Source organism: Sodalis sp. RH15, assembly GCF_047324255.1.
In the GTDB taxonomy this organism is placed as follows: Bacteria; Pseudomonadota; Gammaproteobacteria; order Enterobacterales; family Enterobacteriaceae; genus Acerihabitans; species Acerihabitans ligni.
In genome coordinates this window covers 6,087,406-6,101,681 of sequence record NZ_CP178738.1, presented here as the reverse complement: position 1 = coordinate 6,101,681, position 14,276 = coordinate 6,087,406, and the positions used below count along the sequence as shown (strand labels likewise).

At 50.9% G+C, this 14,276-nt stretch carries 15 protein-coding genes; 8 read left to right on the top strand and 7 right to left on the bottom strand.

The window, feature by feature from the left end:
• Positions 1 to 39: 39 nt before the first annotated feature.
• The 3 genes from ACL2XO_RS27585 to ACL2XO_RS27575 all read left to right on the top strand — a co-directional run bounded on the left by ACL2XO_RS27585 (position 40) and on the right by ACL2XO_RS27575 (position 3,717).
• Positions 40 to 909, top strand: coding sequence for a MurR/RpiR family transcriptional regulator (locus tag ACL2XO_RS27585; protein WP_413726092.1), 870 nt, complete (start codon positions 40 to 42; stop codon positions 907 to 909).
• Positions 910 to 1,346: 437 nt separating this feature from the next.
• Positions 1,347 to 3,155: a hypothetical protein gene (locus ACL2XO_RS27580; RefSeq protein ID WP_413741984.1), complete on the top strand. Its 1,809-nt coding sequence runs from the start codon at positions 1,347 to 1,349 to the stop codon at positions 3,153 to 3,155.
• A gap of 16 nt (positions 3,156 to 3,171) precedes the next feature.
• Complete coding sequence (locus ACL2XO_RS27575; protein WP_413741983.1) at positions 3,172 to 3,717, top strand: hypothetical protein; 546 nt, start codon at positions 3,172 to 3,174, stop codon at positions 3,715 to 3,717.
• Between the two features lie 120 nt (positions 3,718 to 3,837).
• Here the strand turns inward: ACL2XO_RS27575 and ACL2XO_RS27570 are convergent, their stop codons facing one another.
• Positions 3,838 to 5,493 (bottom strand): UbiD family decarboxylase, encoded by a 1,656-nt coding sequence (locus tag ACL2XO_RS27570; RefSeq protein ID WP_413741982.1) that lies wholly within the window; start codon positions 5,491 to 5,493, stop codon positions 3,838 to 3,840.
• Positions 5,494 to 6,009: 516 nt separating this feature from the next.
• On the opposite strand from ACL2XO_RS27570, the gene ACL2XO_RS27565 reads away from it, so the two are divergent.
• Complete coding sequence (locus ACL2XO_RS27565; RefSeq protein ID WP_165934199.1) at positions 6,010 to 6,168, top strand: hypothetical protein; 159 nt, start codon at positions 6,010 to 6,012, stop codon at positions 6,166 to 6,168.
• A gap of 353 nt (positions 6,169 to 6,521) precedes the next feature.
• Here the strand turns inward: ACL2XO_RS27565 and ACL2XO_RS27560 are convergent, their stop codons facing one another.
• Complete coding sequence (locus tag ACL2XO_RS27560; RefSeq protein WP_203524303.1) at positions 6,522 to 7,391, bottom strand: LysR family transcriptional regulator; 870 nt, start codon at positions 7,389 to 7,391, stop codon at positions 6,522 to 6,524.
• A gap of 108 nt (positions 7,392 to 7,499) precedes the next feature.
• Between ACL2XO_RS27560 and ACL2XO_RS27555 the strand changes: the two genes are divergently transcribed.
• Positions 7,500 to 8,873 carry an MFS transporter gene (locus tag ACL2XO_RS27555; protein ID WP_413741981.1) on the top strand — a complete coding sequence of 458 codons (1,374 nt, stop codon included), beginning with the start codon at positions 7,500 to 7,502 and terminating at the stop codon, positions 8,871 to 8,873.
• 344 nt (positions 8,874 to 9,217) lie between these two features.
• Here ACL2XO_RS27555 and ACL2XO_RS27550 read toward each other — a convergent pair whose 3' ends face one another.
• The 5 genes from ACL2XO_RS27550 to ACL2XO_RS27530 form a co-directional block, all read right to left on the bottom strand.
• Positions 9,218 to 10,426 carry a winged helix-turn-helix domain-containing protein gene (locus ACL2XO_RS27550; RefSeq protein ID WP_413743013.1) on the bottom strand — a complete coding sequence of 403 codons (1,209 nt, stop codon included), beginning with the start codon at positions 10,424 to 10,426 and terminating at the stop codon, positions 9,218 to 9,220.
• 66 nt (positions 10,427 to 10,492) lie between these two features.
• Positions 10,493 to 10,633, bottom strand: a complete 141-nt coding sequence (locus tag ACL2XO_RS27545; RefSeq protein WP_413726086.1) for a hypothetical protein — start codon at positions 10,631 to 10,633, stop codon at positions 10,493 to 10,495.
• Between the two features lie 345 nt (positions 10,634 to 10,978).
• Entirely contained in the window at positions 10,979 to 11,269 is a 291-nt protein-coding gene (locus ACL2XO_RS27540) for a hypothetical protein (RefSeq protein WP_413741980.1), read from the bottom strand.
• Between the two features lie 303 nt (positions 11,270 to 11,572).
• The gene (locus tag ACL2XO_RS27535; protein ID WP_413726084.1) at positions 11,573 to 11,788 is read right to left on the bottom strand and encodes a DUF1127 domain-containing protein; all 216 of its coding nucleotides are present in this window, start codon (positions 11,786 to 11,788) and stop codon (positions 11,573 to 11,575) included.
• Positions 11,789 to 11,884: 96 nt separating this feature from the next.
• Positions 11,885 to 12,163, bottom strand: a complete 279-nt coding sequence (locus ACL2XO_RS27530; RefSeq protein WP_413741979.1) for a hypothetical protein — start codon at positions 12,161 to 12,163, stop codon at positions 11,885 to 11,887.
• A gap of 645 nt (positions 12,164 to 12,808) precedes the next feature.
• On the opposite strand from ACL2XO_RS27530, the gene ACL2XO_RS27525 reads away from it, so the two are divergent.
• The 3 genes from ACL2XO_RS27525 to ACL2XO_RS27515 all read left to right on the top strand — a co-directional run bounded on the left by ACL2XO_RS27525 (position 12,809) and on the right by ACL2XO_RS27515 (position 14,260).
• The gene (locus tag ACL2XO_RS27525; RefSeq protein ID WP_413741978.1) at positions 12,809 to 13,144 is read left to right on the top strand and encodes a DUF5375 family protein; all 336 of its coding nucleotides are present in this window, start codon (positions 12,809 to 12,811) and stop codon (positions 13,142 to 13,144) included.
• Between the two features lie 488 nt (positions 13,145 to 13,632).
• Positions 13,633 to 13,968 carry a type II toxin-antitoxin system RelE/ParE family toxin gene (locus tag ACL2XO_RS27520; protein WP_413741977.1) on the top strand — a complete coding sequence of 112 codons (336 nt, stop codon included), beginning with the start codon at positions 13,633 to 13,635 and terminating at the stop codon, positions 13,966 to 13,968.
• Positions 13,958 to 14,260 (top strand): helix-turn-helix domain-containing protein, encoded by a 303-nt coding sequence (locus ACL2XO_RS27515; protein WP_132924238.1) that lies wholly within the window; start codon positions 13,958 to 13,960, stop codon positions 14,258 to 14,260. The genes ACL2XO_RS27520 and ACL2XO_RS27515 overlap by 11 nt, the downstream gene beginning before the upstream one ends.
• The last annotated feature ends 16 nt before the right edge of the window (positions 14,261 to 14,276 follow it).

Below are 14,276 nucleotides of genomic sequence, written 5' to 3'. Positions count from 1 at the left end.
CCTGTCTCAATAACATGAGCACAACACGAGCGGTCCTTTATGAGTGACATTCTGGTGCCTTTGGAAAAAGTTCGTCTTCGTTTGGAAACTGTCCGTTCCTCATTGACGCCCACCGAGAGAAAACTGGCGGATTACATCCTATCCCACGCCGACAGCGCCATTCATTGCACTATTTCGGAATTGGCCGCGGCGGCTGAGGTCAGCGTCGCTACGGTGACCCGGCTGGCGCAAAACAGCGGTTACAGCGGCTTTTCACAGCTACGCGTGTGGCTTGCCAAGGACCTGGTGTTGATTCCGCCGCCGGCGTCGGGGGAGGCGTTAAACGTCAGCGACGAGGTCGGGGTGATACGGGATAAGCTGGTGGCGGCCACCACTCAGTCCATGACCGATACCCAAAAAATGTTGAATATCGACGCGTTGCTGGCGGCGGCGCAGTCTATTGCCCAGGCCGGCAGGATTGATATTTACGGTATCGGAGGAAGCGCCACGGTCTGCATCGATATACGCCATAAATTCCTCAAGCTGGGGTTGCCGGTGGCATGTTATTCCGATAACGATCTGATGATGATTTCATCGGCGGGGTTAAAGAGCGGCGATCTCGCCATGGGTATCAGCCATACCGGCAGAAGCGAACCGGTGGTGGCGGCCATCAGCAGCGCCGCACAGGCCGGAGCCAGGACGATGGCCATGACCCACGATCCCTTTTCACCCCTGGCAAGAATTGCCGACCTGACATTGACCTACTCGGCGAAAACCACGGTTTTTTCCAGTGATTCCATGACCGGCCGACTCTCCCAACTGATGATTACCGATATCCTTTATACCATTATCGGCTATTCGCACTTTGAACGTGTATCGCCCCTGGTGCATAAGGCGGACAGCCAAGCGATAAAGCGCAGGATCAGCTGATTGCGCGTCAAGAAGGCGGGTTTGTTAGATAACATCCAAGCGCATATCTTATTATTAATAATTTTTGTATCTATCACGTTATGCATCGGCAAAAAAAGCAAGATGTGATAGCGCACACTATAAATAAGTTGAAGGCCAGTATATTGAAAATAAGACGTCTGCGTTTTAATGATCCTGGGCTGCATCATAAATTTTTGATAAAAGCATGGAATAAATTTATTTCATCAGCGAGTTCATGATAATTGCCCACAAAATGTAATTCATTATCAATAAATTGGCTGGCTGATAAAGATTTTTTTAAAACAAAATAGAGTGTTTGAGTAACGAAAATCCATTGCGCCGAGTAGATTTTTTTATACTCGCGTTCAGCGTCACGAGTTAAATAACACCTATCCCAATCAATTATATAATGAGTGCGGCCACGTCAGAGGTGAAAGATGAATACCATTTATCTCAAAAAACTGTTTTTCATGTTAACCATATTAATTGCATTCTATAGCGCTGCCTCCTTCAGTATTGACCTTACGCCCAATACCAACGGCGGTAGCGGGCAGCTCCCCTCGGGATACAGCCATATCAATTTTACGACGGCCAATGGCAATTGGGTTAGGAATATCGCTTTGCCGTTACAGCCGAATGCCAATAGCTCGGTTACTCTTATTTCTCACGCCTCGTATAATTCTTTTCTCGATGCCCGGCCTGTTGGTCTCGGACCGGAAATGGAAATAATTGATGGCGATACTTTTACGTTCACTTTTGATGCCGGCCAGCAGCGTTGGATTCCTTCCGGTGCCCAGGTAACATCGATGTCACCGAATTCGGTGGGGCCAAATATTCCTAATCTCACTGCGCGTATTACTATTTATGAGATCTATGATGGCAACTGGGCGGCGGAAATAAGATTGCCATCGCAGGCCACGCCGCAGAATTTATTATTAATAAGCTCAAGGGCAACCAACAGTTCCCGGCTTTTACCTGACTATTTGCTCTTTGCCAGCACGACCAATATCCGTGTGTCGGATAATTACGGTCTGCAATACCGAACGGATTTGCAACGCTGGGTAATAACCCAGCCGCCGGTGCAAAGGCTGGATACCAATGCCGACATTGCTCAAATGCCGCCGCCTATTGTGCCTTTGACTGAAGTGAACTTTAGTAATCAGCATTTTATTTCTTCTATCCAGTTACCGCAAACCGCCAATAACCGCGATGAAATTATTATTCGATCAACCGCCACCTCTGCGGCAACGATCAGTAATGCCAATACTCATTATTCCGGTCCCATGGAATTAGCCAATGGTAATGAGTATCATTTTTTTTATATTACGGAAAATCCGGCCGGTAGGCGCTGGCAGCTGATTTCCAGCCCCATTCGCGTTTATACGGCATTAAATTTGCCAAGCGGAGTGGTCCCTACCTTACGGGCACCGCGCACCCGCATAGAATTGAGTCCCGGCAATTTTCGTCCACAGATAACCCTGCGCGAAGGCCAATTGCCGGGCGCCCGGGTCATCATCAATAACAACGCGGCTCAAGCGACCTCTGTTCTCTTTTCCGGCCTCGCCTATTCGGCACTGCCGGGAGAAGTCGTCTCGTTTAGGGTTGGGGAAAACGGCCTATGGCAAAAGGAAACCATCACTGTTGATTTGTTGATGATCTATAGCGATTTAGCCAGGAGTAGTCTCGGACAGGCGGCCATTGAGGCCAGGAATATTGAGGCATTTGGCCTCATTAATGATGGGCTGGAAAACTCTGGCGCCAATTTCCGCGTACGGCTGGTGGGGTTAAACGAGTTGGCCCAGCCGGAGGGCTGGACCTCGCTTAGCAGTATTTTACCGCAATTGGTAGTAAACCCTGAAGTTCAGGGATTGCGTAATGCGGTAAGCGCCGACGCGGTGAACTATATCACTATCGGTCTCCCGCTGGATTGCGGGTTAGCCTATGTGAATACCGTACCCAACGCCTCAACCATGGTAGCCGCAGAGACGGTCGATTGCGCGACGACCGGTACGCGCCATGAATTCGGCCATAATATGGGCATTCACCACGGTGATGAGCGGCCGACGCCTCTATGGGCGCGAGGCGATCAGATTACGCGCACCATTATGGCCGGTAATGCCATTCCTTTCTACTCTACTCCCCAACGCTATACCGCGCAGATGGGTATTCCCATGGGAGCAATCGATTCAGTGGATGCCGTGAGAATGATGAATACCAATTCTCCCATCGTGGCCGCATTTCGCTAACCGTAAGGTGAACATCATGAAAAGACTCTTTAGCATGTCTTATTTGTTGCTGATTACCGCGTCGATGGCGATGGGTTACGAGGAGACCCACGCAGCCCTGTTAACCCCCGCCGCTATCCAAGACAGTCAGGGCGCCGCGGTGGCGGTAAAAACCGAGTCATTTATATTTCGCTATTTACGGGTTCTGCCGCAGCATCCCAACGAATACCCCATGACGATAAATGATAACGTACTGGGCCAACTTCATTCCGGCAGTAAATTTATTCTCCAGGCTTATCCTTTTGGCCCGCCGTTGTCGGTCCTGGTAACAAGCACCTCGGTATTTAACGGAATACACCGTTTTACCGGCGATATCTCCAGTGCCGAATTACAGCATATCGGCTCTTTCAGTATTACCGTCTCCGGCGACCGTCGCGATACTATTGGCAATATCAACATCAATACCAATGATTTCCAGTTCAGCACGCATAACGGGCGAGGGACTATGGCGGTAATCAATCCTGACCGTCAGCCGGTAGAACGCTGTTATCCTGATCACGGTGGGCGTTTACTATGTCGTTAGCCAATAGCTGAGAAATATAGCTTTGAAGCAGCGGAAGTCTTAACCCGCTCTTCTGTGCCGGTTGTCGATGTCTGCAAGTATCCCCCGTGCGCCGGTTGATGCACGGGTTAAAGGCTGAATCTATTTATTGGGCTTCTTTTCGGTCTCCACCAAACGCGCCGGTGTTTCCGGCGTCAGTCCGCCACGCCTCCGTTGCCAGGTATTCTCGCCGTTTTTCGACCACTCTCCCGCGACGGCATTGCGGGCGAAATCTTGCCAGATATCATTCCAGTCTCCCATGGAATACCCATACCAGGGTGAACGCGGGGTGAGGGCGGGCAGACCGAGTTCCCGCCACAGCGTCTGCGCCCGTTCCATATATTCCCGCCCCGGCAGCGCGAGGGGCGCCATGGGATATTTAAGCGTCGCATCGATAAGCAGGGTGGAATCGGCGTGGGCCGGTCCCGATTTGGGCGAATGCCCGCCGGAACGGTAGGGCTCGATATGCACGTCTTCAATGGGATTACAGCGATAGGCCAGAGACCACATTACCGCGTCCGTATGTTCCGGTTCGATATCCTCGCTCACGGCGATAACCATTTTGCCGCTGTCGGCCTGCCGGGCGGCTGTGCCCTGCAGGCCCCGCCAGATTTCGCTTTTTGGCGTGTTATTGGCAAATTGGACAAAGATGATCGGCCGCAGATTGCTCAGCGGCTCATGCATCACCACCCGCAAAGCGCTTTTCAGGGACAGATGCTCGCGCAGGTGGTTCAGGAACAGAGGTTCCAGGGCCAGCTTTTTGATAACGCTGGATTCGCTGGGGGACACCTGGCTTATCATAGAGGCAAAAACGGGCGCCCGCCGGTGCGTGATGGCGGTCACTTCCATGGACATATTGAAATCCTCCAGGGCGACATAGCCGTTGCTCTCGCCAAACGGTCCTTCCGGTTCAAGCAGGCTGGTATCGATTAGCCCTTCAATGACAATCTCAGCGTCGGCGGGGACTTCAAGGTCCACCGTCACACCCCGTGCGGTCCTTATTGCCGTACCGGCCAGGGCGCCGGCCACCGACAGTTCATCCTGATCAATAGCCAGCTTTTCCGGGCCGGTATACATCACCACCGGAGCGGCGCCGATAACAATGGCGCAGGGCATCCGTTCTCCCCGATCGCGGTATTTGCACCAGTGTAGATAGCCGCCGGCGCCGCCGATGCGTGACGACATCCGCACCCCCAACCGATTGGTGCTTTTCAAAGCGGCCCGATAGGTGCCGATATTGCGCACCCCGCTATCAGGATCGGCGGTAATGCACAGGGTTGCGGTGAGATACGGCGCGGCGTCGAAGCCCGGCGTTGAAACCGGTACCGGCAGCGCTGCCAGCCCGCCGCCGGGACGCTTGAGCTCGTCACCCGTGATGATGATTTCCTGGCAAGGCGGCGCAGTGACCGTAACCGGCGTGATGGGATTTTTGATGGCATTTAGCCAGTCGGCGCCGATATCTTCCAGAGTCCGGCCAATGCCCAGTCCATAAATACGCGGCGACGCGGCAAAGGCGCCTACCGCCACAGGCATATCGTAGCGGCGGCCGGCGGAATCGACGACATTGGTAAAAAGAAAAGCCCGGCGATCGTCCTCGGCGATCCCGCCGATAAACTGGCAACGGACCAAAGGATGCAGTTCGGTATCTTTATTGATGGGACGATCGATGCGAACAAGCAGGCCCTGTGCCTCAAGCTCCGCAAGGTGACTCTGGAAATCAAGGCTCACCGTCTTGCTTACTGATTCTGCGCCATTCATATCGAAATGCTCTTTTAGGGGAAAGGGCACGGCTCTAAGACCCGGTGGCAATAGCGTCGCCAGCGTAATGCCGAGTCTCCATGCTGCAATGGAATTTTCCTGAACGCAATATACCGTTCCCGCTGATTTGTAAGCCGATGTCATTATCGCGATTTAGCGTGGCAATGGCCTTTGTCGGAAAATCTTTCAGCACCTGGTACCTAAGTTCAGGCCTTTGCCAAACCCGTTTCCCCACGGGTTAGCAATGAACCATTACCTATTTCCTATATTGACGAAGTCATTGACGGCAAACTCGCCCAGAAAATGTCAGGCACGGAAACCTGTGACGTTAATCGAGAAAATAAATCCGTCAATGCTGCATAGTGTTAAATAGATCGCAAAATAAATTTGTATAAGCTCACTCTATGACTAAACTTATTTAAGTAAGTGCGAATAAAATGCATAGTGTTGATTATATGCTAAAAGCATTTTAATTTATACCTTACCCTAACTTTTACGTATTATATTGGAGTTAAAATGACTATATATCAAGAAGGTAAGAGAACGTTTGCTCCAACAAAGGAAAAGGCGCCTGCAAAAGAGAAGCCGGCGGAAAAAGCAAAGGCATCCGGTAAGGACAAAAGTGATGATAAAAAGGGCGATAAGTCAAAAGGAAAAGGCAGCACCAAGAAATAATGACTTATAGACCAAGCCTGGTACGGCATTCCAGCGGCTGATTAGATTTATCTTAATCAGCCCGTTTTTTATGGCCGGCCGTTTTACCCCTTATACGCTTAGCCTTTTCCTGTATTAGTATCTTGGTGTTCCATACCCGCCATCAGTCTTAAACCTAATTCCAAGCCTACCTTTTAATATGGGCGGGTAAAGGTATGGTGATCATGGTGGAATAATTCAAATCCAAGCCGGGAACCGATGTCAAACGAGACGCGGCAAATTCTGACGCGGGCATGGCGGATTCGACAACGTCGGGAGCCGCTAGGGAACCCTTTATACTTGCCTTGCCATTATACAATCTCATTCACGTTCACTTACCGCGAGCCAAAAGCGTCCTTAATCGCCTCTATTACCACACGGACGCGCCCCGCAGACCAGACATCAGGATTGACCACCAGCCAGATATCGGCGGAGTCGCTGCGGGACGGCATCACGTTGACCAGTTCGGGGCAGCATCTTTCCACTATTTCTTGCGCCATCATACTGATCCCCATTCCTTGCCTGACCGCTTCAATCATCAGCAATTGCGAGGCGGTTTCCATAACGATATTGCCGTTGGTCAAGGGTTCGCCACACAATTCCTGCCAATACTGGGGCAGCACGTCACGGGGAAACATGACCAGCTCATGTCCCGCAAAGGCGCTACCGGCTACCGGCAGGCCGTGCCTGGAAACATACTCCGCCGAGGCGTACAACCCCATCCGTACGGTGGCCAGCCGGCGGATAATCAAGCTGCCGTCCGTCGGACGCGCGCTGCGCACCGCCAGGTCGGCTTCGCCGCGTTTAATATCCAACAGCGCGGGTGCGGTGGAGAGCGTTACGGTAATACCGGGAGACGACTGGCGCAATTCCCGCAGTGCCGGCAGTAAAAAACAGCGCGCCAGCGTTTCCGTTGAGGCAATATGCACCGTGCCGGCTAAGGTTGTGTCCAAACCGATGGTTTTGCGCCCCATTGCCGCCGCGGCGGCTTCCATCTTTTCCGCTTCCGGCACCAATAACCTACCGGCGGCCGTCAGGCTATAACCCTCGGGATGGCGGGTAAACAGGCCGATGTTTAATTCCTGCTCCAGCGTGCGCAGGCGACGGGCAACGGTGGCCTGATCGACGCCGAGGCTGGCCGCCGCCGCACGCAGGCTGCCTGTGCGGGCGATAGCCAATAAATAACGCGTATTATCCCAGTTCATTTCTCCTCCGCTGCATTTTTGCCGCACCTGACCTTATTCTTGCTGCATTTTAAGCCCGCTGATTCCTCTTTACACTCATGGCAGACAAGGAAACAGAAGGAATAAACCATGACCGAAGCGAGAGTTATAGCTAACGGCGGCGAAACTCCCGCCCAAAGGAGGCAATTTGCCGTTTTGCTGGTGCTCTGCGCCGGCATGTTTATGGCGATTCTGGATGTTAATGTGATTAATATCGCTATCGCCAGCATACAGTCTGAGCTGCGAACGACGGTAGCGGGCATTACCTGGGCAGTGGACGCTTACAACCTGACGCTGACCGGCCTGATGCTGTCCGCCGGTGCGCTGGCCGATCGCCACGGCGCCCGTCGTATATGGATGCTTGGCCTGCTGCTGTTTATCGGCGCGTCATTGGGGTGTGGTCTGGCCCATTCAATCGGCCAATTGATTATGCTGAGGCTGATCCAGGGCATGGGCGCGGCGTTATTTATTCCCGCATCCTTTGCGCTTATGCCTCTTATCTGGCCAGACAATGCGCTCCGGCAACGGAATATTGGCCTGTTTGGCGCCGTCGTTTCCCTTGCCGCCGCGGCGGGACCAATATTGGGGGGTTTTCTGGTCAATTTTTTCGGCTGGCGCAGCGTTTTTTTGATCAATATTCCCATCGGTCTGTGCGGCCTGCTGGCGGCGTTTCGTCTGTTGCCCCGAGTTCACGGCGGCCGCGAGCGGGATTTTGATATGGCGGGACAAGTGCTCGGTATAACGACGCTGACCGCGTTGAGTTATCTGCTGATAGAACTGCCTGCGCTGGGATGGGCCAGCAGCTTGATCCAACTTGCCGCAGGGATTTCCCTGGCGGGCGCGGCAGGCTTTATCATGGTGGAACGACGCGCCGTTTCGCCGCTGGTCCCGCAGTCCCTGTTTCAGGATGCCGGGTTTACCATCGCCAATCTCACCGGCATGATGATTAACGTATGTTACTTCGGCGGCATCTATGCCATGAGCCTGGAATTGCAGCACCATTTGCACCTGTCCCCTTTGCGTACGGGTATGGCGCTGCTGCCGTTGGCGCTTTGCCTGATGGCCGGCAATATACTCTCCGGTCGGTTGATGGCGCATTGGGGGGGCAAAAACCAGATGATCACTGGATTAGCGCTAAGCGCCTGCGGCTATCTTGGCATGCTGTTTTTAGCAGATCACATCACCCCCTTGGTGATTATCGCTATGGCACTCTTGGCCGGAGGCGCCGCCTTTGTCGTGCCGCCGATGACATCCACCGTCTTGCACCGAGCGCCTTTAGCGATGGTGGCTTCCGCCTCTGCGGTACACACCACGCTGCGTCAGCTGGGGTCGCTGATGGGTATCGCCCTGACCGGCCTGGTATTTTCGCTTCTCGTCTCGCCTTTGGCGATGCTGATGCTGGTTTCAGCGCTGGTTCATCTCCTGCTGGCGCTGGTGGTCTGGCGATGGCTACCTGAAAAATGAAAAATCCGTACATGAACGAACAAGATGGCGGTTGGGAAAGAACAGCTTTTTGTCCATCCGAGATTGTTACAGCTAATGGAACATAACGAACATCACTATGTTTCGTATTTGGTATTGACGGCCATTAACTGATATCCCTTGAAATGTTGGCTATGCAGTCGGTTTATGGCGTTATCTACACGCGCAACTTCTGCTCGTCACTCGAAAGGGCATGACATCGCAAACAGACCCGGCGGGTTGAAAAAAAGGTCGGACCTGACAGCCCGACCGATCTCACTTGCCCATCCATGGCACACAGCAAAAGAATGAGGCTGTAGAGTGCCATCCTGAGACTAAATGGTTCCTTAACTGTTTCTAATATTGCCAAAACAGACTTGCTCGCAACATAGAGGATGGACAGCCGCTGCCGGCAAAATGGTCAGGTTCGACAGTCCTAGCCAGGACGCCATCAGGCGAAGTTCTCCCATAAGTCGTTCCACCGTACACTGCGGCGCACCGGGCTCGAGATGTGCCCGCAGGACAAGCAGTGTGCCGGTTTTGCGTTCCGCCTTCAGGTCCACGCGGGCGACGAGCGCGCCATCCAGCAGGAAAGGCAGTACGTAATAACCGTGCTCGCGCTTATGGGCGGGCGTGTAGATTTCAAGACGATAGCGGAATCCGAATACCCTCTCGGTGCGCGGACGGTGCCATATAAGCGGGTCGAAGGGCGACAGAAGTGCCGCGCCCTCAAGCTTGCGACCGGCGCGGGCCTCTTTGTGTAAATAGGCCTGCTGCTGCCAGCCACGCACCCGCACCGGGATGAGGGTTCCCTCTTCCACCAACTGTTCGATGGGCAACCTTGCGTCCGGCGCGGGGATGCGATAGTAGTCACGCAGGTCATCCACCGTCGCGATGCCCAAGGCGCGCCCGGAGCGTTCGATAAGCGCCCGCCGGGCATCAACGCCGCTTGGCGTGGGGAGTTGCAGGATAGCCCGTGGCAACACCCGCTCGGGCAGATCGTAGACCCGCTCAAAGCTGCCCCTGCGGTGGGTTGAGGCAACCAGCCCGGCCCAGAACAGCCATTCCAGCGCATGCTTGGCGGCGCTCCATACCCACATGCCCTTTGCGGCTCGGCTGCCCGCTATATCGGATGCGGCCAGCGGACCCTCTGCCTCAATGCGGGCAAGCAGGGCATCGGCCTCGCCCCGCTTCTCCCCGGCAAAGGGCTCGAGTTGCCGCCACACGCCCTGGCCGCGAAGCGCGCGGTTCATACGCCAGCGCAGCAGTGGTTGACAGTCAATGGGCAGCATGGACGCCTCATGTCCCCAATATTCGAAGAAGCGCTTGGGTCTGGCTGCCGACAGCGCGTCGAGGAGCGCCGGTTCGTAAGAGCCCAGGCGTGAGTAGAGCGGCATATAGTGCGCGCGCACTAGAATATTCACGCTGTCGATCTGAAGCAGACCGAGCTTTTCAACGCCCTTGCGCAGCTGAGCCGCGCCGACAGCCTCCAGGCGATGCAGCCCGTTAAAGCCCTGGGCCGTAAGCGCGACGCGACGTGCTTCCGCAACGGAGATTTCCGCCTTCAGAATGGCTCTCCCGTAACAATGGAGATAAGTGCGCGCAGGTTGGCGGATCGGTTATCACATAGGTAGATTGGATAAGCTAAAGCCATTTTTTTCTCCGAAAAGCGCTGTCTTGGTATCAATGCGGGATCGTCGTTTGTAAAACGCTTCAACATTGAGCGGAGCGGCGGTTGCGGCAAAGGCACCGTAGCGTTTCATATTTAATACATTAGCTTGCATCATGTACAAGAGGAATTTTTATCAAGGTGTGGGTCGTTTGGAACCGGCAAGCACCGGCAGTCGATTGTTTTGATAGCAGCAGTACGATTGGGCAAATTTACTGACTGTCGAAGGTACTGAAAGTGAATGAACGGAAGCATCTGCTAAAATTATGCCGTGCCCGGTCGTAGATGAAACATTACTAAACTGCAGGCGCATCTGGCCTAGAAAATTTAAGCCAGATTTAACCAGACAGACACCTGTAAAAACATATAACGTTAAGATCAGATTTAATCAGATACACATGCTTACGATTTAAAATATTAAATACGAGGCTTTAATACTTTATTTTTTGAAGACTTCGGCATTAACGGTTTTATGATCCGACTCGTGACCTGATCTATCGACAATAAGATAGAAGCAATCACGTGCTTTTACGTTGCCCGATGCCCAACATTTTTTATTTGCTTCTTTTGCCAGTTTTTTATGACCGATGGAAGGGGTGCCCGTCTGCGTAAGAGACACATCGCCTATTTTGGTGTAATTAGCGGACTCTTCACGGGTAGTCTGCTTTGCCGCAAATGTAGAGGCAGAAAACAGAACGGTTACAGCCAGTATGGAGATAATGTATTTCATTGCCTGACCTTATTTTTTATAGAAAATTTGCGGGGGGGTTAAAATTATTTTACTCACCTCTTAAGGAATAGCTTAAATCCGTGAAAAGTCAATATGAGCACGGTATTGCCGGTTTTTACAAGTCCGGGTCCAACCATTGCCAAATCGGCGTGGCTCATGGCATGGCATTGGCCTCACCCCCGCCACGTATCTTCCCGGCAAAAAATCGAGTTGCCGCCACACGCCTTGGTTGCGACGCGACGAGCGTCCGTTGCTTGGTAGATTCTATGGCGGGGACAAATTGCGGGATGGTAATCGGGATTGCTATCGGGGTAGATCATCCCGAGTTAAACCAATGTCACGCAATTGTCGATCATTCATTCTGAGCAGTTCGATACGTGCTTTGCGACGCAGTTTCTTTTTGTATAAGAAAATACAAAATTTCGAATATAAAACAAATATTAGCCTGGGCCTAGAAGTAGAAATATTTAATCTAGAAAAAATAAAATTTTTATTCTGACGTCTTTTTTTATTATGCATTTTACATATTCTTTTAATATTAAACCAGGCGATACTTGTGTATCGCCATTGGTCCACAATATAAGAATGGCACTATAATTTGACGTTTCAGCCAGATTATTTTTCAATTTCCACCAATTGGTGGGATACATCAGCAGTCAAATCAAGGCCATAGATTTTCTTTAGCTCGCCTATACGAGCAAGGCTTTGGTCACCGAATGCGCACTTACCTTCAAAGGCATGTAGTACGATACCTTCGACAAGATTTCCCAAGCTTATATCGTGATATTCAGCCAGACCCTTAAGTACTTTTAGAAGACGTTTTTCAATACGAAAACCGGATTGCACTCGTTCTACAGTATAAGGTTTTGAAACGTTTTCCTGGTTAACAGCCATTTATCGATCCTCTCTATGGTGGTTCACCTTGCCATGTCGTTGGCACTTCGGGCCGGAAGCCCAGGCTTCGCGCCAGGGTTCCGTTCAACACCCCCGACCAGGGATGGGAAAGAGGCGTGGCTATCGGTTCCATCGAGGCGCATAGTTCGGTAGCGAACTATGTCAATTGTCTCGTCTCTTTTTCCTATTTGCTTGCTCATTCAAAAGGCAAGGAAGCCAAATGTAAAAGATTTTTTTGGGCTTTTTTATAAAGGTTCGTTTGTTCATTGAATTAACACGTTCATGACTCATGAACAAAAAGAAGGTGTGAACAGATGAGAAAGTACAGCTGCTGTATGAGCTGTAGAGAACCTGCCGACGGGATTCCAGTTACTTCAGTATGAATTCAGTACTAGATATCGGCCCTAACAATAATAAAAATTATTTATAAGATTCATGAAGTGTTAATTTAACGAGTAATTTGTTTATACAATAAATATTTGTTCAACAAAACCATTTTTATACTGAGAACGCTTCTCTTATTATTCGTAATTTAATATGATTCTCTTGCTGCCGAAGAGCCGGCAGCCGGGATTTGCAGCCCGATGAGCTCCATGGCGAACGCGCGCCAGCGCAATCTTAATGTTACTCCATGGAGATTGTATTATGAATACCGCCATTCTCACCACCGAACTTCGTATTGCCCTGTATCGTCGCGTTGCCGCACTGGCTTACCAAAATTTCTGCTTATCCAAAGGGATGGGCCAGCCATTGGCGTTGGATGCGCTTGAAATCAAGATCGCTTGGCAAGTTGAAGCCGATCATATAATTAAATATGGTTTGGAACATGGCCCGGAATACGCCTGTGAATTTTTACGTGATTTGGTTGACCCTGATTTCCTTACCGAACCGCCACAGCTGACGGAATGGGGCATCGAAGCCATGGAATTGATTGTGAATAGCAGGATTGATGATATTCCTGAAAGCAAGGTGCTGCATTAAGCCAGGGCCTTGCTGGCCGAGCATATGCGTATTAATCATTTTCAATGTTGATGCTTTGCAGTCGGTAAAATACCGAGGAGCTCAAGGATGGATTCTGTTCGAGCTCCTTGATTAGGTCTCCGAGTGGGACAATCATTGTTTTAATAGCCGGATATCCCGGATATTCTCGGCATTGTAGTCGCGCTTTCACACTTTGATTTGCCTAGAATAGGCCAAATCGTCGTAAATTCGGTAAATTGATTCCTTATCAAATTAGTCGGCACTACGTACAAATGGATGTTAAATATCTTGGGAGGTTTTGAGGAACGTTGAAAACGGAGAAACACTAACCATACCCTATACGTGAAACCACTCTTTATTACAAAATTACAAGCAACTACAACTGTTAATAATTACTTTATTATCAGTGAATTGTAACTTAAAATTCATATTTGATTACTTTAGAGGAGAATGCTAAAGTAATCATAATTGATTACAAGGATGTACTCATGTTCACCATTAGCCTTATCCGGGCGGCGCAAAAAGAGTTAGTCAAGCTGCCTGCCGGCCTGTATGCGGCGATGCTTGATTTGATGGAAGAATTAGGTGAGGCAGGAGTCTCTTTAAAAGAACCAAAAGTTAGAGATATAGGCAACGGCTTGAAAGAACTGCGTGCGAACGCGCAAGAGGGTATCGCCAGGGGCTTTTTCTTTTTTGAGGCTGACCGGCAAATTTATGTCGTGCATATCCTACAAAAGAAGAGTCAAAAAACACCAAAAGCGGCATTGGAACTGGCAAAAGAACGCATGAATATGTTGAAGAGGATGCTTAAAAATGACAAATGAAGACTTCGATCTCGTCCCATTTGCTGAAGTTAAAGCCATTGCCTTGAAAAACCCGGATGTACAGGAAGCTTATAACGACATCCAAGTCAGAAAAGCGCTCGCCGCTCAGCTCAAGACAGCCCGCAAAGCTATGCACCTTACACAGCAAGATATCGCCTTAAAGACCGGGATAAAAAAGCAGAATATCAGCCGAATTGAAAATGGTTTGGTATCGCCGAATTTCTCAACGCTGAATAAGTACGCAGCGGCCTTGGGTGGTTCTTTTGTTTTTCAATTAAATCATTTAACATGAATCTGCGTTGCAGGGA